This window comes from Streptomyces sp. NPDC036984 (assembly GCF_055607665.1).
In genome coordinates this window covers 105,152-125,848 of the sequence record NZ_JBVJRL010000003.1, presented here as the reverse complement: position 1 = coordinate 125,848, position 20,697 = coordinate 105,152, and the positions used below count along the sequence as shown (strand labels likewise).

Sequence of the window (20,697 nt, the reverse complement as noted above, 5' to 3'; positions counted from 1 at the left end):
ATGACTCTTGCCCTCGAGGTCCCGAGCAGCGACACCGGCAGCCGGCTCGCCGAGCTCGTCGCCAGTGCCGACTGGGACGCACGGATCGAACCGTGCACGCCCGCGCAGATCGCCCGGCTGGAGCAGAGCGCGGCCACCATCGCCGAGCATCTTTCGGGTGGCCGGCCGATCTACGGGCTCACCCAGGGCTTCGGGCCGCTGGTGCTGTTCCCCGCCACCTCGGAGATGGAGCAGGGCAGTTCGCTCATCTCCCACCTCGGCACCAGCCAGGGCGAACTGCTGTCGCCCGAGGTCTGCCGACTGGTGCTGCGGCTCCGGCTGAACAGCATGCGCAGCGGCTTCTCGGCCGTTTCGCCCGAGTTCTGGCAGGTCCTCGCCGACCTGTGGAACCGCGGCTTCACCCCGGCGATCCCGCGGGACGGCACGGTCAGCGCGAGCGGCGACCTCCAGCCGCTGGCCTGTGCCGCCCTTGCCTTCACCGGGCTCGGCGAGGCCTGGGTGCGCGGGGACGACGGGGAGTGGCGGACGCGCCCGGCGAAGGAGGCGCTGGCCGAGCTGGGCGTGGAGCCGCTCGAGTGGCCGGTCCGGGAGGCCCTCGCCTTCGTCAACGGCACCGGTGTGGGCCTGGCCGTCGCCCTCCGCAACCAGCAGTCGGCCACCCGGCTGGTCAGGGCACTGTCGGTGCTCACCGGCCGGCTCGCGACACTGCTGGGGGCCAACCCGGAGCACTTCCACGCGGGCGTGAGCCAGGCCCGGGGCCAGATCGGGCAGCAGGTCGTGGCTCGGTGGATACGCGACACCCTGCCGACGGGGCTGGAGCGGTCCGAGCAGCGTCCGCTGCAGGAGCCGTACAGCCTGCGCTGTGCGCCTCAGGTACTGGGTGCCGCGCTGGACCAGATCTCCTTCGCCGGCGAGGTGCTGCTGCGGGAGGCCGAGGGCTGCACCGACAACCCGATCACCTTCGAGGGGCAGCTGCTGCACGGCGGCAACTTCCACGCCATGCCGGTCGGCCTGGCCTCGGAGCAGACCGGCCTGGCCCTGCACACGGCCGCGTATCTGGCGGAGCGTCAGCTCGGCCTGCTGCTGAACCCGGCCACCAACGGCGACCTGCCGATCATGCTCACCCCGCGGGCCGGCCGCGGCTGCGGTCTCGCCGGGGTCCAGATCAGCGCGACCTCCTTCATCTCGCGGATCCGGCAGCTGGTCTACCCGGCCTCGCTGACGACCCTGCCCACCAACGGCTGGAACCAGGACCACGTCCCGATGGCGCTCAACGGCGCCAACGGCGTCGGTGACGCGCTGAAGCTCGGCTGGCTCACCGTCGGTTCGCTGGCCCTGGGTGTCACCCAGCTCGCCGCGATGGTGCAGCCCGACACCCGGCAGAGCGGCCTGTGGGCGCGGCTCGCGGAGCTGTCCCCGCCGCTGGACGCGGACCGGCCGATGGCCCAGGAGGTGCGGGCGGCCGCGGAGCTGCTGGAGGAGCATGCAGCCGAGCTGCTGCGCGCCCCGGACGCCGGCGCGGACGGATGAGGGGCCACGGATGAGCCGGCAGACGACCGGACCCCACTCCCCCGTGGCCGTCGACCCGGATGACGTGGCCGACTTCTACGACCGCAACAACCGGGTCCTGACCAACCTGTACGGCGGTGCCATCCACTACGGCTACTGGCGGGGGCCGAACGACATCAGCGGCATCGAGGTGGCCAACGCCCGGATGACGGACGAGGTGCTGGACCGCCTGGACGTCCGGCCGGGGATGCGGGTGCTCGATCTCGGCTGCGGTACGGGCGGGCCCGCGGTGCGGCTGGCCAAGTGGTCGGGCGCGGAGGTCACCGGGATCTCCGTCAGCGCCCGGGACGTCGCCCTCGCGGCGGAGCGGGCCCGGGAGGAGGGCGTCGCGGACCGGGCCGGCTTCCGGCAGGCCGACGCGACCCGGATGCCGTTCCCGGACGACTCCTTCGACCGCGTGCTGGCGATCGAGTCGATCGTGCACGTCACCGACCGGGTCCGGGTGCTCAAGGAGATCGCGCGGGTGCTGCGGCCGGGCGGCCGGGTCGTCCTGACCGACTACATCCTGCTGGGCCCCGAGATCGACGACGAGGAGAAGAACGCGGCCACCGCGCGGATCCTCGCCGCGACGCGGACGGCGCCGATGGTGCGGGCCGACGACTATCCGGGCTTCCTGACGGCGGCGGGGCTGGAGGAGCTGGAGGTCACGGACATCACCGAGCACACCAAGTACACACTCGGGCGTCTCCACCTGGCGATGGCGGCGCACCGCAGGGACCACGGCTCGCTGCCCGCGGAACTGGAGCTCGTGTACGAGATGTGCGACGGCGTCGACTGGGTGGAGTACGCCCGGCAGCCGCAGACGGACGGGGTCGTCCTCGTCACCGCACGGGTCCCCCCACCCGGCGACTGACGCGGACGACCCGCACGCCCCTGCCGGCCGAGGTCGCGAGACCTCCGGACCGGCGGGGGCTTTCGTCTGCGCCGGACGGCACGCTCGCGCCCCCCGGCGGCCCTCCCCGGGCGGCACTCCGCCCCGGCGGCACTCTCCCGGCGGCGCGCTCGCGGTGACTCGCTCCCAGCCACCCGCTCGCGGTCGCACGTTGCCGGCCACACCTCCCCGGCCGCACGTTCCCGGCCGTTCGGCAGGTGCCGGTTGCCCGTGGCCCGTGCCCGGGGGAAGGACACATCACCTGGATGTTTAGAAGTCGTCGAGGAGTCTTCGATATCCGCCGTGCCATGATCCGGACGGAAACAGGGCACGTACGGAATGAGGCGCCCATACATGATCAACTCCAGTCGTTCAGCCGCCACCGCACCACCGCAGATCCGACACCAGAGGATTTTGCGGAAACCATCGGAAATGAACGGTCCGGCCGTACGCCGGATTGCGCACAACGGTGGTTCCCTCGCGGGCCGGGCGGTGACGAAAAGAACGGCACTCCAGATATCGCAGGGGATGTCCATCGGCGAGTGGCGGGATCTGGGACGGCATATCCACGTCATCGCCGACTCCTCGGCGTGGTGGCTCGGGGACTGGCTCATCTACGGGCAGGCCGAATACCCCGACCGCTACAAGCACGCCATCGCCGAGACGGCGCTCGACTACCAGACACTGCGCAACTACGCCTGGGTGGCACGGCGGTTCAGCCCGGATCGGCGGCGCGAGAAGCTGAGTTTCCAGCACCACGCGGAGGTCGCCGGCCTGCCCCAGCCGGACCAGGACAGCTGGCTCGCCCAGGCCGAGGAGCACCGGTGGTCGCGGAACGAACTGCGGCGCCGGATCCGCCGCAGCCGGGACCTGGAACGCGGCGACGCACAGGACGTCGTCCATTTCCAGGTGAGCCTCATCGCCGACCAGAAGCAGCGTTGGGAGGCCGCCGCCGAGCGCACCGAGAAGAATCTCGCCGACTGGATCATCTCCACTTTGGACAACGCGGCCGTCACGGTGCTCACCACCGAAGGCGAAGAGAACTGAGCAGCCGCCGCAATACGACGTCCCGGCCCGGCCGGAATCAGTCGATTGCTGCGCGCGGGCGGCGTGCCGCAGCATCGTCGCCATGACCGAGAAACCGACTGGAATGACCCTCGTATCGAATCCTGGAATACCCCTGCGGATGCGTCCGCCGCGCAACAGAGTCGAGCGGAAAAGCATCCTGTGGTGGACGACGGCGAACCTGGTCAAGGGGTGCGGCGTTCTCGGCGCCCTGGCGCTCGTCCATGTGCTGTTCGAGCCGTCCAGGCCCTGGCTGGAACCGCTCCTGGGCGTCCTGGGCGCCGTCTACGCACTGCGCGTGACCGTCGCGCCCACCTGCCGCTATCTGATCCACCGCTGGGAGGTGAGCGACGAGGCGGTCTACTCGCTGCGCGGCTGGGTGGTGCGCGAGTGGCGGGTCACCCCCGTCTCCCGGATCCAGACCATCGACACCGTGCGCGGCCCGCTCCAGCAGCTCTTCGGGCTCGCCACGCTGAGGGTCACCACGGCGTCCCGGCAGGGCCAGGTCATCATCTCCGGCCTGACCGCCGAGACGGCCGCCGACCTCGCGACCCGGCTCACCGCCATCACCCAGAGCACACCCGGGGACGCCACATGAGCGGTGACACGGCCGCCCGCCCCGGCGCGGATCCGGACGCCTGGCTGCGTCTCGACATCCGGGTGGTATGGATCGACGCCATCGCCTTTCTGCTCTCCATGCTGCCGAGCTATCTGACGGTGTTCGTGCTGGACCTGCATCCCGGATCCACCGCGGTGTGGAGTTCGGCCGTGGGCAGCGCCCTGGGAGCCGCCCGTCCGCTGGGCGACCTGTGGCGCTGGCTCAGAACGCGGTACCGGGTCACGGACGAGCGAGTGGAGCAACGCGTCGGAACGCTGATCCGCAAGTACCGCTACGTACCCCGGGAACGCATTCGCACGGTGGACACCACCGCCCGTTTCTGGCACCGGCTGGCCAGGGTGCGCGTCGTGCACATCGGCTCCGGTGACGCGCAGGCGCCGTTCGTCCTGAACGCGGTCTCCGGGGCCACGGCCGAGCGGCTGCGCCGGGAGCTGCTGCACGCACGGACACCGGCCGCCGAACCGCCTTGCAAAGATGCAGAGAAGACAGAGGAGACACCGGAGGAGACGCCGGCCGCCGCGGGCGAGCCCAACCCGGCGGAGACCACGCTGGCCACCCTCCGCTGGTCCTGGCTGGCCTACAACCTCGTCAGCCTCTGGGCGTTCTTCGTCGCGGGCTTCCTGCTCATCGGCCTCTACTGGTCGCTGTTCCTCGTGGGTCTCGATCTGCGCAAGCCGGTGACCTCGCTTCTCGACCGGACCGGTCTCGGTACCGGGTGGACCGTCGCGCTGGGCACCGGCGCGGTGTTCCTGATCGGCGTCGCCGGTCTCGCGGCCGGCTTCGTCACCGACAACTACGGTTTCCGGCTGGTCCGTACGACCACGGAGACCGGGACGGCGCTGGTCACCCGGCAGGGGCTGTTCCAGACCCGGGAGGTCCACCGTGACGACGCCCGGCTGCGGGGTCTGCACCTCAGCGAGCCGCTGTTCTGGCGCTGGATCGGCCTGGCCGAGACGGAGGTCATCTCCACCGGGCTCGGCAGCTGGTCGCTGAGCAGTGAGCCGGCCAGCCGTATCCTGCCGCGCGGTCCCGTCGGCGAGGCGCGGCGTGTGGCGCGCCTCGTGCTGGACGACGACGCGAGTCCGCTGGACGCGCCCCTGCGGCCGCATCCGCGGGCCGCGCTCTGGCGGCGGCTGTGGTGGGCGCTGCTGGTCCCGCTCACCGCCGCGGGAGTCCTGGCCTGGCTGGGAGCCACCGGGGCGGTGCCCGGGTGGGCCTGGCCGCTGCCCCTCGCCGCGGCGCCGGTCACCGTCGTCCTGGCCGTCGTCGCGTACCGGGCCCTGGGGCACACACGCGCGGGCCGCTATGTCGTGCTGCGCTGCGGACTGCTCAGCAGGTCCACGGCGGTACTGCAGACAAATGCGGTCATCGGCTGGACAGTTCGCCAGTCATTCGTGCAACGTTGGCTCGGCCTGATGACCGTACGCGTTGCGACGGCCGCCGGATATCGCACCTACCAGGCACCCGACATCGGCGCGGACGACGCCGTCTCCTTTATCTGCCAGGCGAGTCCGGAGCTGCTTTCTTCCTTTGTCGAAGAAGGCGAGTCACCACATCCCCCTTCCTCCAACGACGGATTGTCAGAATGATGCGGGAGACGATTTTCTCCGAGGATTTCCGAGTGAGTGCGCTCGGGCTCGGATGCAGTTCCATGTCGCACGGCTACAACCCGGGCGCCCGTGACGACGAGGAGTCGGTCCGGGTCGTGCACCGGGCCGTCGACCTCGGCATCGACCTCTTCGACACCGCGGACGTCTACGGCCCGTACAGCAACGAGGAGTTGCTGGGCCGGGCGCTGCACGGCAGCAAGGGCCAGGTGGCCAGCAAGTGCGGTCTGGTGCCCGCGCCCGACGGCACTCTGCACCGGAACGGATCGCCCGGCCATCTGCGGCGCGCCTGCGAGGGTTCGCTGCGCCGGCTCGGCCGGGAGACGATCGACCTGTACCAGCTGCACCGCGTGGACCCGACCGTCCCCCTGGAGGAGTCCTGGGGCGCGCTCGGCGAGTTGGTGACCGAGGGCAAGGTGCGGGCGCTGGGCATCTCCCACGCGACGGTCGAGGAACTGGAGCGGGCGCACGCGGTGTTCCCCATCACGGCCGTGCAGTACGAGCTGTCGGTCTGGGCCACCGGGAATCTGGGCACCGTACTGCCCTGGTGCCGGCGCAACGGCGTGGGTTTCCTCGCGTTCGCCCCGCTGGGCCGGGGTTTCCTCTCGGGCACGGTCGACCGGTCCGGGCTCGATGCGGCCGACTCGCGCAGCCGGGACCCGCGGTTCGCCCCGGACGCCTTCCGGGCCAACCAGGTGATCGTCGAGACGCTGCGGACCATCGCGCGGCGGCACGGGTCGACGCCGTCCCAGGTGGCCATCGCCTGGGTCCTGGCGCAGGGCCCGGACGTGGTGCCGATCCCGGGCACCCGACGGCTGGCGTGGCTGGAGGAGAACGTGGCCGCCTGCGACCTCCGGCTCACCGCGCAGGACTTCGCCGACATCGCCCGACTGCCCACGACCACGGGCGAGATGAGCTGGGACCGCGACCGGTTCCCCACAGGATTGGAGCGGTCCTGATGTTCCCGCACACCCAGACCCGCAGGATCGCGCTCGTTCCGGCGACCACCGCCGACGCGCGGGAGAACGTGGTGAGCACGCTGCTGCGGACCGGACTCGAGAGCGTGCGCACCGCGGGCGATCCGGCGGCGGAGCTGATGGCGCGGTGCTGCGCCGCCTTCCTGGTCCGGCAGCGGGTCAGCGGCAGGGTGCTGGGGTTCAGCATGCTGCACGGCCTCAGTCCGGCCGGGCATCTGCGGTGCGGGCTCTATCTGGATCCGGAGCAGGCCCGGATGGGTGTCGGAGCGGAGGCCGTCCACCTCACCGTCAATTTCGCGTTCGCCACGTACGACATCTCGAAGGTGATCGCCCAGACGACCCAGGCCAGTTTCGCCGCCTTCGGACTGAGCGAGGACGAGCCGAGCCGGACGGCGGTCCTCGAGGACTATCTCTATTTCCGCGGGCGTTTCTGGGATTTGCACACGTTCGAGGTCCACCGGCACGAATGGGAGTACTACATCGGCCGGAATCTGGACCGGCTTCTCCCCCCGCCGCTGAGCTGGCGCACCGCTCCGGCGTGACGGCGGCGGACGTCCCGGAGAACGGGACGGACACGAGACCGGAATTTTCCCCGATCCGGGAGCGGCAGGCTCCGTGCGGATCACGGCTGGCATATCTGAGGAGAACGCGTGGCAGGCCGACGGACGAGGCCGACGGTGGTGGTGCTGGGTGCGTCGGGTCTTCTGGGCACGGCCGTCGCCCGTGAGCTGGCGGCGCGGCCGGTCCGGCTGCGACTGGTCGGCCGGCGGGCGCCCCTCGTGCCCCGGCGGAGCGTCGCGGACGTGGAGACGAGGCGGCTGGACCTGACCGCGGCGGGCGCGGTCGCCGAGGCGCTGGAGGGCGCCGACGCGGTGGTGCACCTGGCCGCCTACATGCGGGGGCCGAACGCCTGGCGGGTGGCCGGCGACGACAGCGCAGCGGAGCAGGTCAACGCCGGCACCATGCGCGCGCTGGTGGCCGCGGTGCGGGCCCAGCGCAGGCGGCAGGCGCCGGTGGTGCTGTTCTCCGGGGCCATGTCCCAGTGCGGCGCGTCGGCCGGCGGCCGGATCACCAGCGATCTCCCGGACCGGCCGCTGACCGGATACGACCGGCAGAAGGCGGACGCCGAGCGCACCCTGCGCGAGGCCACCGAGGAGGGCCTGACCCGGGGGGCGACCCTGCGCCTGGCCACGCTGTACGGGCAGGGCACCGACCCGACCGAGCTGGACCGCGGGGTGGTCGCGACCATGGCCCGCCGGGCGTTCGCGGGCCGACCGCTCACCATGTGGCACGACGGGACGGTCCGGCGCGACCTGCTGTGCGTGGACGACGCGGCACGGGCGTTCGGCGCCGCGCTGGACGCCGTGGACACGCTGGCGGGCCGGCACTGGCTGGTCGGCACGGGCCGGGGCACCCGCATCGCCGACCTGTTCCACGAGATCGCCGGCGGCGTCGCCGCGTGCACCGGGGAAGCCGCGGTGCCGGTGGTGTCGGTGCCGCCCGCCGAGCAGGCCCTGCCCACGGACCTGCTGGACTTCGTGGTGGATCCGTCCGCGTTCCAGGAAGCCACCGGCTGGCGGGCCGCCGTGCCCCTCGCGGACGGCGTCCGCCGCGCCTGCGCCGCCGTCGCCCGGGAGCCGGGGGTGGCCGGACACAGCACACCCGGGGGACACGGCACGCCTGGCCCACCGGGCGCCTCCGGCACAGGCGCAGAAAACACACCGGGCCCTGATGGCACACCGGTCGCGCCAAGCACCCCCGGCGGACGCAGCACCCCCGGCGCCCCCGGCGGACCGTCGCCGGACGCCGTCGGCGAAAGGGACCGGTAGCCGATGCGCGTCCTGTTCGCCACCTATCCCGAACGCACCCACTTCCTGGCCATGGCCCCGCTGGCCTGGGCGCTGCGCACCGCCGGGCACGAGGTGCGGTTCGCCGCCCAGCCGGCGTTCGCCGACGAGATCACCCGGGCGGGGCTGACCGCCGTAGGGGTCGGCCGCTCCCTCGATCCGGCGCGGATGATGGAGCTGGCCCCCCAGGCCGCGGGGCTGACCGGGCTCCCGGAGCCGTACGACGCGGCCGTCCGGCCGCCGGACGCGGTCGCGTGGGAGCCGCTGCGGGCGGCGTACGCCCGTCAGGTGCGGCACTGGCACCGCGTGGAGAACGTGCCGATGGTCGCCGAGCTGGTGGAGTTCGCCCGCTTCTGGCGGCCGGACCTGGTGATCTGGGAGCCCACGACCTTCGCCGGGGCGATCGCGGCGCGGGCCTGCGGTGCCGCCCATGCCCGGCTGATGTTCGGACTGGACGTCTACGGCGTCACCCGGGAGCGCTTCCTGCGGTTGCGGGCCTTGCGACCGGAGCCGGAGCGCGCCGATCCGCTGGGCGAGTGGCTGGCCTCCTACGGCCGCAGGTACGGCTTCGGCTTCTCCGAGGACCTGGTCACCGGCCAGTTCACCATCGACCAGCTGCCCGGCTCGGTCCGCATGGAGGCGGCACTGCGCTATGTGCCGATGCGGTACGTGCCGTACGGGGGCGCCGCCACCGTTCCGGACTGGCTGCGGGCCGAGCCGGAGCGGCCGCGGGTGGCGCTGAGCCTGGGGCTGGTCGCGGCCGAGCGGTACGGCGGGTACGGCGTCGGGGTGCAGGACATCCTGGAGTCGCTGGCCGACCTGGACATCGAGGTCGTCGCCACCATCGCCGAGTCCGAACAGCACAAGCTCGGCACCGTCCCGGACAACGCCCGCGTCGTCTCCTACGTCCCGCTGCACGCGCTCGTGCCCACCTGCTCCGCCGTCATCCACCACGCCGGCTTCGGCACCCTGTCGACCGTCGCGCTGTCCGGGGTGCCGCAGCTGCTGCTGCCCTCCGACTCCGACGCGCCCGAACTCGCCCGCCGCCTGGCCGCGCAGGGCGGTGCGGTGCAGGTCCCGGCCGGCGAGGCGACCGGGCCCGTGGTCCGGGCCCGGCTGGCGGCGCTGCTGAGCGATCCGTCGTTCCGTGCGGGCGCGCACCGGCTGCGCACCGAGCTGGAGGACATGCCCACACCCAACCGACTGGTGCCCGAACTGGAGCGGCTGACGGCCGCTCACCGGGGCCGTACCACCGAACGTCCGTCCGCCTGAAAGGAGGAGGCCCGGTGCGCGTCCTGCTCGCCGTGAATCCCGAGAAGACCATCTTCCAGTACATGGTGCCGCTGGCCTGGGCGCTGCGCACCGCGGGCCACGAGGTCCGGGTGGCGGGTCAGCCCGCCTTCGCCGACGTGGTCACCCAAGCGGGTCTGACGGCGGTGCCGCTCGGCAGCGACCGCAACCCGTGGCGGATCACGGCGCACAAGCCGGAGACCCGCGCCGAGATGCGGGTCGGCATACCCGAGCCGTACGACGCCTTCGACGATCCGGCCAAGTCCACCTGGGAGTACCTCAAGCCCGGCATCCTCGCGGCCGCGAAGGGCTGGCACCGGGTCAGCAACTTCCCCATCATCACGGACCTGGTGGAGTTCGCCCGGTCCTGGAAGCCCGACCTGGTCCTGTGGGAGCCGCTGACGTACGCGGGCCCGATCGCGGCGAAGGCGGTGGGCGCCGCGCACGCCCGGCTGCTGTTCGGCATCGACGTCTTCGGCGGCGTCCGGCAGCGCTACGTCGAGCTCAAGAACGCTCAGCCGCCCGCCGACCAGGCCGACCCGCTGGCCGACTGGCTCGCCGGATACGGCCGCAAATACGGCTTCGAGTTCAGCGAGGACATGCTCACCGGCCACTTCACCATCGACCAGTTCCCGGCGAGCCTCCAGACCGAGGCCCCCGGCCTGGACTACCTCCGCATGCGCTACGTCCCCTACGGCGGCCGCGCCGTCGTCCCGGACTGGCTGCGCGAGCCGCCCAAGCGCCCCCGCGTGGCCCTCACCATGGGCCTGAGCGCCACCGAGATCTTCGACGGCTACACCATCTCCCTCCAGGACGTCCTCACCGCGCTGGCCGAGCTGGACATCGAGGTCGTGGCCACCGTCGCCGACGGCGAACGCCGGCGTCTCACCCACGTACCGGACAACGCCCGCCTGGTGTCGTACGTGCCCTGGCACGCCCTCGTGCCCACCTGCTCCGCCGTCATCCACCACGCCGGCGCCGCCACCCTCGCCACCACCAGCCTCACCCCCGTCCCCCAACTCGCCCTCCACTACCACTTCGACCAGCCCATCCTCGGCCGCAAACTCGCCGCCACCGGCGCCGGCCTGGAGATCCACACCAGCAAGGCCACCGGACCCAACGTCCGCGACGCCGTCCAACGCCTCCTCACCGAAGCCCACTTCCAGCAGGCGGCCACCCGCCTCACCGACGAGATCAACGCCCTGCCCAGCCCCAACGACCTCGTTCCGGACATCGAGCGCCTCGTCCGGACCCACGCCCACACCCGCTGACCGCGACCGGAAGGACATCATGCGCGTCCTGTTGACGACCTACCCGGAGAAGAGCTTCCTTCAGGCGATGGTGCCGCTGGCCTGGGCGCTGCGCACCGCGGGCCACGACGTCCGGGTCGCCAGCCAGCCCGAGCTGATCGACACCATCACGCAGGCCGGGCTGACCGCGGTGTCCGTCGGCCGCAACCGGGGCATCTGGCGCGTCGCCGAACTCGACCCCGAGTCCCGCGAGGCCGAACGGGAGGGCCTGCCCGACCCCTACAACGCGGCCGTTCTCGGCCCGGACGAGCCGGACTGGGAGGCGATGCGCGACGGATACCAGCACCACGTCGAGCACTGGCACCGGTTCGACAACTTCCCCATGATCGCGGACCTGGTGGAGTACGCCCGGTCATGGAAGCCCGATCTGATCCTGTGGGAGCCCACCACCTACGCCGGGCCGATCGCCGCGCGGGCGTGCGGTGCGGCCCACGGCCGGCTGCTGTGGAGCATCGACGTGTTCGGGGTGACCCGCGAGCGGTATCTGCGGCTCGACGGGCGGCGCCCGGACGGTGAGCGCGCCGACCCGCTGGGCGAGTGGCTGGAGTCGTACGCCCGCAAGTACGGCTTCGACTTCGGCGAGGACCTGGTCACCGGCCAGTTCACCGTCGACCAGCTGCCGGACTCGCTGCGCATGGAGGCCGGGTCGCTGGAGTACCTGCCCGTGCAGTACGTGCCGTACGGCGGTGCGGCCGTCGTACCGCGCTGGCTGTGGACGGAGCCGGAGCGGCCACGGGTGGCGCTCACCCTCGGCATCACCGCGACGAACCGTTTCAGCGGGTACGTCGTCGGGGTGCGGGACATCCTGGAGTCGCTGGCCGACCTGGACATCGAGGTCGTCGCCACCATCGCCGAGTCCGAACAGCACAAGCTCGGCACCGTCCCGGACAACGCCCGCGTCGTCTCCTACGTCCCGCTGCACGCGCTCGTGCCCACCTGCTCCGCCGTCATCCACCACGCCGGGCCGGGAACGCTGCTGACCACGGCGCTGGGGGCGGTCCCCCAGGTGTGTCTGCCCTGGGACTTCGACGAGCCGGAACTCGCCCGGCGGCTGGCGGCGCAGGGCTCGGCCACGACGATCCTCGCCGACCGGGCCACCGGACCGCTGGTGCGCGAGCACGTGCTGCGGCTGCTGGAGGACCCCGTCTTCGGCGAGCGTGCCCGCGCGCTGCGGGACGAGATCCGCGCGCTGCCGAGCCCGAACGAGCTGGTCCCGCGGCTGGAGCAGCTGACCGAGAAGTACCGCGCGGCCGGCCGCTGATCCGTCGTCGGAAGGCCGAGGAGAAAGGGCAAGGAGACCGCGCCATGCGCGTCCTGTTCGTCACCAACCCGGAGAAGACGATCTTCCGCTATCTGGTGGCGCCCGCCTGGGCGCTCCGTACGGCGGGGCACGAGGTACGGTTCGCGGCCCAGCCCGGGTTCGCGGACGTCGTCACCGCGGCCGGGCTGACCGCCGTGCCGGTCGGGTCCGACCGGAACCAGATGCGGATCGCACGCATGGCGCCGGACCAACTGGAGGCCCAGCGGGCCGGGCTGCCGGAACCGTACGACGTGCTGGAGTTCCCGCACCGGGCGTCCTGGGAGTACCTCCGTGCGGGACTCCGCACGGCTGTGCGGGACTGGCACATGATGGAGAACTTCCCCATCGTGGCCGACCTGGTCGAGTTCGCCCGGTCCTGGAAGCCCGACCTGGTCGTCTGGGAGCCCACCGTCTACGCGGCGCCGATCGCGGCGAAGGCGGTGGGCGCCGCGCACGCCCGGCTGCTGTTCGGCATCGACGTCTTCGGCGGCGTCCGGCAGCGCTACGTCGAGCTCAAAAGCGCCCAGCCGCCCGCCGACCAGGCCGACCCGCTGGCCGACTGGCTCGCCGGATACGGCCGCAAATACGGCTTCGAGTTCAGCGAGGACATGCTCACCGGCCACTTCACCATCGACCAGTTCCCGGCGAGCCTCCAGACCGAGGCCCCCGGCCTGGACTACCTCCGCATGCGCTACGTCCCCTACGGCGGCCGCGCCGTCGTCCCGGACTGGCTGCGCGAGCCGCCCAAGCGCCCCCGCGTGGCCCTCACCATGGGCCTGAGCGCCACCGAGATCTACGACGGCTACACCATCTCCCTCCAGGACGTCCTCACCGCGCTGGCCGAGCTGGACATCGAGGTCGTCGCCACCGTGACCGAGTCGGAGCGGAGGAAGCTGGACCGGGTCCCCGGCAACGCCCGCCTGGTGCCGTACGTGCCCTGGCACGCCCTCGTGCCCACCTGCTCCGCCGTCATCCACCACGCCGGCGCCGCCACCCTCGCCACCACCAGCCTCACCCCCGTCCCCCAACTCGCCCTCCACTACCACTTCGACCAGCCCATCCTCGGCCGCAAACTCGCCGCCACCGGCGCCGGCCTGGAGATCCACACCAGCAAGGCCACCGGACCCAACGTCCGCGACGCCGTCCAACGCCTCCTCACCGAAGCCCACTTCCAGCAGGCGGCCACCCGCCTCACCGACGAGATCAACGCCCTGCCCAGCCCCGACGAGGCGGTGCCGCTGCTGGAGGCGCTCACCGAGCGGTACCGCGAGCGCACCGGACGGGCGGCCTGATCCCCATGCGCGTACTGTTCGCCTGCTATCCCGAGAAGACCCACTTCCTGGCCATGGCCCCGCTGGCCTGGGCGCTGCGCACGGCGGGCCACGAGGTGTGCGTCGTCAGCCAGCCCAAGTTCGTCCCGGAGATCACCCGGGCGGGCCTGACGGCCGTCGCGGTCGGCAGCGACCGGGACCTGTGGCAGGTCATGACCCGCGACCCGGACTGGCTCGACAACGGCGTCCCCGGATGGCCGGAGCCGTACCGGGCCGCCGACGAGACCGACATGGCGGCGGTCACCTGGGAGCGGCTGCACGACGGCTATGCCGTCCAGGTGGCCCGCTGGCACAAGATGACCAACGTGCCGCTGATGGCCGACCTGGTGGCGTTCGCCCGGTCCTGGCGGCCCGACCTGGTGCTGTGGGAGCCGTCCACGTATGCGGCCGCCGTGGCCGCGAAGGCGTGCGGAGCCGCCCACGGCCGGGTGCTCTTCGGCGTCGACGTCTTCGGTGTCACCCGCGAGCGCTTCCTGCGGCTGCGCGCCGAGCGTCCCGCGGAGCGCGGATCCGACCCGCTGGCCGAGTGGCTGGGCGCCTGCGCCCGCATGTACGGCACGGAGTTCGGCGAGGACCTGATCACCGGCCAGTTCTCGGTCGACCTGATGCCGCGCTTCCTCCAGACCGAGGCCGCGCTCACGTATGTGCCGGTGCGCTACACGCCCTACGGCGGCGCCGCCGTCGTGCCGGACTGGCTGCGGGATCCGCCCGCGCGCCCGCGCGTGGCGCTGACCACCGGGCTGAGTTCCGCCGCGTACGACACCGAGCACGGGGTGCGCGCGCGGGATGTCCTGGACGCGCTGGCGGGCCTGGACGTCGAGGTGGTGGCGACGGTATCCGCGGCCGCGCGGGAGGAGCTGGGACCGGTGCCCGACGGGGTGCGCCTGGTGGAGTTCGTGCCGATGCAGCCCCTGCTGGCCACCTGCTCCGCGATCGTCCACCACGGCGGCTTCGGCAGTCTGTGCACCGCGGCCCTGCAGGGCGTGCCGCAGCTGATCCTGCCCTACGACTGCGACGAGCCGGTGCTCGCCGAGCGCCTGGCGGCCCGCGGCGGCGCGCTGGCCCTGCACGCCACGGAGGTCACCGCGGACGCGCTCCGGGAGCGGGTACGACGGCTGCTCACCGAGCGCTCGTTCGCGCACCGCGCCGAGGTGGTGCGCCGGGAGCTGGTGGCCATGCCCGGGCCCGCTGAACTGGTCGGCCGACTGGTCGAACTGACGGAGGCTCACCGCAGGACCGTCTAGGGAGCACGGCAGCATCGGGTGCCGTCGAGGCCGACGGCACCCGGTGCTGTGTGTCTCCCGCCGTCAGGCCGTCAGCAGGCCCCAGCGGGGGAGTTCCTCCCCGACCGGATCCAGGGTTCCCGCGTAGGCCAGCAGCAGCGGGTGCATACGGAAGTGGTCGAAGGGCAGATTCCGGAGCAGCCCGGCCTCGACGAGTGTGCGCAGGCTGGGCAGTGCCGACATCTGGTTGACCCCGGCCAGCGCCGCCGCGGTGCTCAGCGAGACGGTGGCACCGCCGTGCCGGCCGAGCGCGGCGAACACATGGGCCGCGTGCTCGGGCAGCGCCAGGTAGGAGCGGTGGAACTCCGCCGCGGGCGACTGCGGTGCGCCGCCCTCCCGGTCCAGGACGTACGCGACGAGCGCGCTGCGGGACCGCAGCCGCGCGGCGGGATCGGCCGGGCCCTCGCCGCGCCACCGGGCCGCGAGGTGCCGTACCGCGAGCGGCAGCCCGCCGCAGACGTCGACGACCTCCCGCAGGGCCGTCTCGCCGCCGAGGCCGGGCGTCCGGCACCCGGCGGCCGCCCGGAACAGCGCGAGGCTCTCCTCGGCGGAGAGTTCGCCCAGCGACATGCGCCGGATGCCGAACGGCGCGGCCAGCCCGGTCAGCCGGTACCGGCTGGTGATCACCGTGCGGCAGGCCGTGGAGTCGGGCAGCAACGGCCGTACCTGCTCCGCGGACGCCGCGTCGTCCAGCACGACGAACAGCCGGCGGCGCTCGGCGGCCGCACAGTACACGGCGCTCTTGTACTCGGTGCTGGTGTACTCCGGCACCGCGATCCCGAGCGCGGCGAGCAGTTGGTCCAGCGCCTCGCCCGGTCCGAGCGGCCGGCCGGCCCGGCCGAACGCGCCCAGGTCGACGCGGATCTGCCGGCGCGCGGAGCGGATCGCCAGATCCTGGGACAGCCGCGCCGTGAGCGAGGTCTTGCCCACGCCCGGCAGGCCGCTCAGGACGGTGACGGGTGCCTCGTCCGGCTCCGGTGCCCCGCCCGCCCAGCGCTTGAGCATCTCCAGCTCGGTCGCCCGGCCCACGAAGGGCACCGCGTCCTGCTGCGGCCACGGCCGGGCGGACGGCGCCGTCACGCCGGCGCCGTACGGCGGTGCCAGCGCGGGGCCCTCCTGCCGGATGATGCTGCCGTACAGATCCTGTATCTGCCGGCCCGGCTCGATGCCCATCTGTTCGGCCAGGCCGATGCGCAGCCGGTGATAGGCGTTGAGGGCGTCGGCCTGCCGGCCGAGCGCGACGCAGCAGATCATCAGCAGCCGGCACAGCCGCTCGCGCAACGGGTTCTCCTGGGCCAGCGACATCAGTTCGCTCAGCACCTCGTGGTAGAGGCCCCGCTGCACGAGGAGTTCGGCCCGCTCCTCGACGGCGGTCAGCCGCAGCTCCGTCAGGCGGACGCGCTCGTCCTCGGCATGCGGGCCGGGCGCGACCCCGTAGGCGATGCCCCGCCACAGGCCGAGGGCGTCCTCCAGGGTCGCCACGGCACGCTCCACAGCTCCCACGGCGCGCTGCTGCCACGCCGTCTTCAGCAGAGACTCGAACCTCAACTGGTCCACCTGTTCCGGCGGCAGCGTCAGCATGTAGCCGTTGCGCCCGGAAACCAGCAGCTCGGAATCGCCTCGTCCGGTGCGGCCGGGGTCGAAGGCGTTTCTCAGCCGCGTCACATAGGTATAAACACTGTTGATCGCGGCGGGCGGCGCCTCCCATCCCCAGACCGCGTGGACGAGTTCCGCGCGGCTCACCACCTGCTGCGTCCGTGACGCCAGTACGGCGAACACGGCCTGCTGTTTCGGTGAGCCCAGGTCGATCTGCCGTCCGCCGGCCCACATTCCCACTGGGCCGAGCAGCCGTGCGCTCAACGTATCGATCATGCTGGCTGGCAGCATCGGCAACCCCCATGTCCCGGGGGCCGAAGGCGGTGGGTACGGCTCCGAGCGACTGCACAGACGTCACGCGGTGGCTGGTCAGGCGCACCGCGTACCACCGACGACTAGCCCCCATTCACTGCCGTCTTTGCAGAACCTTGACCGCAACCGTAACTCATCGGTATCAGCAGTGCACTCGGCTATCCGCCCCGGTGGCGATCAAGGGGGTGCGGCCGACGGCGGGGGATTCCGTCGGCCGCACGATCAGGGGCCCGGCCGGGGCGCGGGCCGGTGCCTCACTGCTGCTGGATCGCCCGCAGGACGTGCATCCTGGCCGCGCGTCGGGCCGGCCAGAGTGCGGCCAGCACACCGAGCGCGATCCCGCCCAGCAGGTACAGCCCGAGCGGCAGCAGCGGAACCGTCAGGTACTCGACGCCGCTGTCGGCCATCGCCTTCTGGAGCAGCCAGCCCGTGCCCACGCCGAGGCCGAGGCCGACGATCACGCCGAACACGGCGATCATCACCGACTCCAGCGAGATCATGGCGCGCACCTGGCCGCCGCTCATCCCGACCGCCCGCAGCAGACCGATCTCCCGGGTGCGCTCCATCACCGACAGGCCGAGGGTGTTGACCAGGCCCACGGCCGCAACGACGACCGACAGGACGAGCAGGACCGCGACGATGTTGAGCAGCCGGTCCACGTCCGCGCGCGCGTTCGCCTTGGCGTCCTCACCGTCCTTCAGCTGCACGTTGGGGAAGGAGCGCAGCGCCGAGGCGAGCGCCTTGCGGGTGCCGGGCGAGGCGGGGTCGTCGAGGGTGAGGAACGCTTGGCGCACCAGGCCGCCGGAGGAGTGGGCGCGGTAGCTCGCGGTGTTCATCACGAAGGACTCGCCGACGAGTTCGTTCGCCTCGTACAGGCCCTTGACCCGGAAGGTCGTGCGGCGGCCGTCGGGGTACTCGCCGGCGACCGCGCTGCCGGCCTTCCACTCGTTCTGCTCGGCGAGGGTCCGCAGTACCAGTACCTCGTCCTTGCCCAGCGACGCGCTGCCGCTGGACACCTCCAGCGAGGTGACGTCGGCCAGCGCCGCCGGATCGGCCAGGGCCACGCTCTGTTCGTCGGACTTCACCTTGACGACGCCCTGCCGCAGCGGCACGGTCTGCCGTACTCCCGGCACCCCGGCGACCCGTTCGACGGCCTCGGAGGTGAACCCCTTGGTGCCGCGGGCCTCCAGGAAGAAGTCGGCGCGGAACTGCTTGTCGATCCTGTGGTCGGCGGAGGTGTTCATCGAGGCCGCGAGGACGGTGGACATGGTGATGAGGGCGAGTCCCACCGTCAGTGCCGAGGCGGTGGCGGCCGAGCGCCGTGGGGCCCGGCGGGCGTTCTCCCGGCTGAGCCGGCCGACCGTGCCGGCGAAGCGGGCGACCGGCCAGCCGAGCAGCCTCAGCACCGGGCGGATCAGCACGGGGCTGAGCAGGACGACGCCCACGAACACGAACAGGGCGCTCAGTGCGACCAGGGTCGCCCCCTCGTCCCCGCCGTCCTGGAGTCCCGCGGTGACCCCGAACGCCCCGGCGAGCAGCAGGAGTACGGAGAGGACCGAGCGGACCCGCATGCCCCGCGCGGGCAGGCCGGCGTCGTCGCGCAGCGCGGCGACCGGCGGCACCTTCGCGGCGCGGCGGGCGGGCAGATAGGCGGCCACCACGGTGACGACGACGCCGACCGCCAGGGACCAGGCGACCGTGTCCGCCTCGATCACCGGGGTGGCGAGCGGCAGTGGCGTGCCGAGGCGGGCGAACACGGCGCGCAGGAGGTAGGAGAGGCCCGCGCCGGCGCCCAGGCCGAGCAGTGCGCCGAGGAAGCCGACGCAGGCCGCCTCGGCCAGGACCGTGCGGGTCACCTGGCCGCGGTGGGCGCCCACGGCCCGCAGCAGGGCGAGCGTCCGCACCCGTTGCGTCATGAGCATGCTGAAGGTGTTGACGATGATGAAGGAGCCGACCAGGACGGCGATGCCGGCGAAGGCCAGCAGGAACCAGTTGAGCATGCCGAACAGGGACTGGATCCGGTCGGTGTTCTCCTCGGCGACCTCGCGCGCCGTCCTGGCCTCGAAGCCGTCCGGCAGCGCGGCGCCGATCGCCTTCTCCAGGCGCTCGGAGGAGACGCCCTTCGCGGGAGCGGCCCACAGGGCGGTGTAGGAGCGGCCGGAACCGAGCAGGTCGCGGGCCGCGTCCGGGGCGAAGCCGACGAAGGAGACGTCCTCGGTGGTGTCGTCGCCCAGGCTGAACAGCCCGACCACGCGCATGCTGCGGGTGGTGCGCTCGGTGACCACGGTCACCGTGTCCCCGACGGTGATACCGCCGTCCTCGGCGGTGTGGTCCTCGACCACCACTTCGGCGGCCGTCCCGGGACGCCGGCCCGAGCTGATGCGCATGTGGGAGTCGGGGCGTTCCACATAGGACCGGCCCACCTGGGCCAGGCCGTCACCGCGGACCACCTTGCCGCCGTCCTGCACGATCGCGGCGTAGCCCTCCACCACGCCGACGAAGGACCGGGCCTCGGGGACGTTCTTCTCCAGGTCCGTGAGGACGGCTTGCGGGACGAGGCGGGCCGGGGCGCCCTCGCTGGAGAACGAGTCCCCGGGCCGCACCATGACCTCGTCCCGGCTCGCGATGGACGAGAACTGCCCGGACAGGGCACGGGTCGTGGTGTCCGTGAAGATCATGGTGCCGGCCACGAACGCGACGCCGAGCGCGACCGAGACCAGCGTGAACAGCAGCCGCAGCCGGTGCGCCGCGAGGTTGCGCAGCGTCAGTTTCGTCATCATCGGCCGGACGCTCCCGTGCTCACGGGGTCGAAGCCCTTCATGAACTCCAGTACGTCGGCGGCGGTGGGCCGGGACATCCGGTCCACCAGGGCTCCGTCGGCGAGGAAGACGACCTCGTCGGTGTAACCGGCCGCGGTCGGGTCGTGGGTCACCATGACGATCGACTGGCCCATCTCCCGGACCGAGTCCCGCAGGAAGCCCAGCACTTCGGCGCCCGAGCGGGAGTCCAGGTTTCCGGTGGGCTCGTCGGCGAAGATCACCTCGGGCTTGCCCACCAGCGCCCTGGCGCACGCCACCCGCTGCTGCTGGCCGCCCGACAGCTCCGTGGGGCGGTGGTGCAGACGGCCGGACAGGCCGGTGGTCCGGATGACGGCGTCGAGCCAGTCCGGGTCCGGCTTCCGGCCCGCGATGCCCAGCGGCAGGGTGATGTTCTCCAGCGCGCTCAGCGTGGGAATGAGGTTGAACGACTGGAAGATGAAGCCGACGCGCTCCAGGCGCAGCCGGGTGAGCTTCTTGTCGCTCAGTCCGGTCACCTCCTGCTCGCCGATGAAGACCTGTCCGCTGTCGACGGAGTCGAGCCCGGCGAGGCAGTGCATCAGCGTCGACTTGCCCGAGCCGGAGGGGCCCATGACGCTCATGAACCGCCCCCGGGGCACGTGCAGCGACACATCGCGCAGGGCCCGCACCTCGGTCGCGCCGGAGGCGTAGGTCTTGGAGATCCCCACCGCCCGGGCCGCGGGCGCGCCCGCTCCTGTGTCGTTCGACCGGTTGTCGACACTCCGTGCCATCGCTGACTCCCCGCGTTCGTTGCCTGGAACTCGTCTCGCTGCCGTCCGTCCAGCAGCCGGACCTCCGTCATCCTTCAACCGCCGACAACCCGCCGACCAGCGTTTCTTCGAGGGATAGACCAAAGTCGGCAGGATGCTGGCCGATGGTGGCG

16 protein-coding genes are annotated in these 20,697 nt (G+C 72.3%); 13 read left to right on the top strand and 3 right to left on the bottom strand.

Translation table 11 applies throughout. The features are described from left to right. The 13 genes from ACZ7DL_RS07365 (at nucleotide 1) to ACZ7DL_RS07305 (ending at nucleotide 15,030) form a co-directional block, all read left to right on the top strand. Nucleotides 1-1,530 (top strand): aromatic amino acid lyase, encoded by a 1,530-nt coding sequence (locus ACZ7DL_RS07365; protein ID WP_470772152.1) that lies wholly within the window; start codon nucleotides 1-3, stop codon nucleotides 1,528-1,530. A gap of 10 nt (nucleotides 1,531-1,540) precedes the next feature. Then, nucleotides 1,541-2,422, top strand: coding sequence for an SAM-dependent methyltransferase (locus tag ACZ7DL_RS07360; protein WP_470772150.1), 882 nt, complete (start codon nucleotides 1,541-1,543; stop codon nucleotides 2,420-2,422). A 450-nt stretch (nucleotides 2,423-2,872) separates the two neighbouring features. After that, the gene (locus ACZ7DL_RS07355) at nucleotides 2,873-3,487 is read left to right on the top strand and encodes an LmbU family transcriptional regulator (RefSeq protein ID WP_470772149.1); all 615 of its coding nucleotides are present in this window, start codon (nucleotides 2,873-2,875) and stop codon (nucleotides 3,485-3,487) included. Between the two features lie 82 nt (nucleotides 3,488-3,569). Next, complete coding sequence (locus ACZ7DL_RS07350; protein WP_470772147.1) at nucleotides 3,570-4,103, top strand: PH domain-containing protein; 534 nt, start codon at nucleotides 3,570-3,572, stop codon at nucleotides 4,101-4,103. Further along, on the top strand, nucleotides 4,100-5,713 hold the full coding sequence (locus ACZ7DL_RS07345) for a PH domain-containing protein (protein WP_470772145.1): 1,614 nt from the start codon (nucleotides 4,100-4,102) through the stop codon (nucleotides 5,711-5,713). Before ACZ7DL_RS07350 ends, ACZ7DL_RS07345 begins: the two co-directional genes overlap by 4 nt. Then, on the top strand, nucleotides 5,710-6,690 hold the full coding sequence (locus tag ACZ7DL_RS07340) for an aldo/keto reductase (RefSeq protein WP_470772143.1): 981 nt from the start codon (nucleotides 5,710-5,712) through the stop codon (nucleotides 6,688-6,690). The genes ACZ7DL_RS07345 and ACZ7DL_RS07340 overlap by 4 nt, the downstream gene beginning before the upstream one ends. Beyond that, complete coding sequence (locus tag ACZ7DL_RS07335; RefSeq protein WP_470772141.1) at nucleotides 6,690-7,250, top strand: GNAT family N-acetyltransferase; 561 nt, start codon at nucleotides 6,690-6,692, stop codon at nucleotides 7,248-7,250. Before ACZ7DL_RS07340 ends, ACZ7DL_RS07335 begins: the two co-directional genes overlap by 1 nt. Before the next feature lie 108 nt (nucleotides 7,251-7,358). Then, nucleotides 7,359-8,537 (top strand): NAD-dependent epimerase/dehydratase family protein, encoded by a 1,179-nt coding sequence (locus tag ACZ7DL_RS07330; RefSeq protein WP_470772139.1) that lies wholly within the window; start codon nucleotides 7,359-7,361, stop codon nucleotides 8,535-8,537. A gap of 3 nt (nucleotides 8,538-8,540) precedes the next feature. After that, nucleotides 8,541-9,827, top strand: a complete 1,287-nt coding sequence (locus tag ACZ7DL_RS07325) for an activator-dependent family glycosyltransferase (RefSeq protein WP_470772137.1) — start codon at nucleotides 8,541-8,543, stop codon at nucleotides 9,825-9,827. Nucleotides 9,828-9,841: 14 nt separating this feature from the next. After that, nucleotides 9,842-11,116, top strand: a complete 1,275-nt coding sequence (locus ACZ7DL_RS07320) for an activator-dependent family glycosyltransferase (RefSeq protein ID WP_470772136.1) — start codon at nucleotides 9,842-9,844, stop codon at nucleotides 11,114-11,116. Between the two features lie 19 nt (nucleotides 11,117-11,135). Continuing rightward, entirely contained in the window at nucleotides 11,136-12,416 is a 1,281-nt protein-coding gene (locus ACZ7DL_RS07315; protein WP_470772134.1) for an activator-dependent family glycosyltransferase, read from the top strand. Nucleotides 12,417-12,460: 44 nt separating this feature from the next. Then, a complete protein-coding gene (locus ACZ7DL_RS07310; protein ID WP_470772133.1) occupies nucleotides 12,461-13,747 on the top strand; it encodes an activator-dependent family glycosyltransferase in 1,287 nt (428 codons plus the stop codon). Between the two features lie 5 nt (nucleotides 13,748-13,752). Beyond that, nucleotides 13,753-15,030, top strand: coding sequence for an activator-dependent family glycosyltransferase (locus ACZ7DL_RS07305; RefSeq protein WP_470772131.1), 1,278 nt, complete (start codon nucleotides 13,753-13,755; stop codon nucleotides 15,028-15,030). 63 nt (nucleotides 15,031-15,093) lie between these two features. On the opposite strand, the gene ACZ7DL_RS07300 is transcribed toward ACZ7DL_RS07305, so the two are convergent. The 3 genes from ACZ7DL_RS07300 to ACZ7DL_RS07290 form a co-directional block, all read right to left on the bottom strand. Beyond that, complete coding sequence (locus tag ACZ7DL_RS07300; RefSeq protein WP_470772129.1) at nucleotides 15,094-16,941, bottom strand: AfsR/SARP family transcriptional regulator; 1,848 nt, start codon at nucleotides 16,939-16,941, stop codon at nucleotides 15,094-15,096. A 290-nt stretch (nucleotides 16,942-17,231) separates the two neighbouring features. Continuing rightward, nucleotides 17,232-19,757: an FtsX-like permease family protein gene (locus ACZ7DL_RS07295; protein ID WP_470772127.1), complete on the bottom strand. Its 2,526-nt coding sequence runs from the start codon at nucleotides 19,755-19,757 to the stop codon at nucleotides 17,232-17,234. Then, entirely contained in the window at nucleotides 19,754-20,545 is a 792-nt protein-coding gene (locus ACZ7DL_RS07290; protein WP_470772126.1) for an ABC transporter ATP-binding protein, read from the bottom strand. The genes ACZ7DL_RS07295 and ACZ7DL_RS07290 overlap by 4 nt, the downstream gene beginning before the upstream one ends. Between the last annotated feature and the right edge of the window lie 152 nt (nucleotides 20,546-20,697).

Bases quoted from the DNA above. Each gene is read 5' to 3' on its own strand.
- ACZ7DL_RS07315 (WP_470772134.1), top strand. From the start codon at position 11,136: ATGCGCGTCCTGTTGACGACCTACCCGGAGAAGAGCTTCCTTCAGGCG.
- ACZ7DL_RS07355 (WP_470772149.1), top strand. From the start codon at position 2,873: ATGAACGGTCCGGCCGTACGCCGGATTGCGCACAACGGTGGTTCCCTC.
- ACZ7DL_RS07290 (WP_470772126.1), bottom strand. From the start codon at position 20,545: ATGGCACGGAGTGTCGACAACCGGTCGAACGACACAGGAGCGGGCGCG.
- ACZ7DL_RS07305 (WP_470772131.1), top strand. From the start codon at position 13,753: ATGCGCGTACTGTTCGCCTGCTATCCCGAGAAGACCCACTTCCTGGCC.
- ACZ7DL_RS07350 (WP_470772147.1), top strand. From the start codon at position 3,570: ATGACCGAGAAACCGACTGGAATGACCCTCGTATCGAATCCTGGAATA.
- ACZ7DL_RS07365 (WP_470772152.1), top strand. From the start codon at position 1: ATGACTCTTGCCCTCGAGGTCCCGAGCAGCGACACCGGCAGCCGGCTC.
- ACZ7DL_RS07345 (WP_470772145.1), top strand. From the start codon at position 4,100: ATGAGCGGTGACACGGCCGCCCGCCCCGGCGCGGATCCGGACGCCTGG.
- ACZ7DL_RS07300 (WP_470772129.1), bottom strand. From the start codon at position 16,941: ATGATCGATACGTTGAGCGCACGGCTGCTCGGCCCAGTGGGAATGTGG.
- ACZ7DL_RS07335 (WP_470772141.1), top strand. From the start codon at position 6,690: ATGTTCCCGCACACCCAGACCCGCAGGATCGCGCTCGTTCCGGCGACC.
- ACZ7DL_RS07295 (WP_470772127.1), bottom strand. From the start codon at position 19,757: ATGATGACGAAACTGACGCTGCGCAACCTCGCGGCGCACCGGCTGCGG.
- ACZ7DL_RS07340 (WP_470772143.1), top strand. From the start codon at position 5,710: ATGATGCGGGAGACGATTTTCTCCGAGGATTTCCGAGTGAGTGCGCTC.
- ACZ7DL_RS07310 (WP_470772133.1), top strand. From the start codon at position 12,461: ATGCGCGTCCTGTTCGTCACCAACCCGGAGAAGACGATCTTCCGCTAT.
- ACZ7DL_RS07325 (WP_470772137.1), top strand. From the start codon at position 8,541: ATGCGCGTCCTGTTCGCCACCTATCCCGAACGCACCCACTTCCTGGCC.
- ACZ7DL_RS07360 (WP_470772150.1), top strand. From the start codon at position 1,541: ATGAGCCGGCAGACGACCGGACCCCACTCCCCCGTGGCCGTCGACCCG.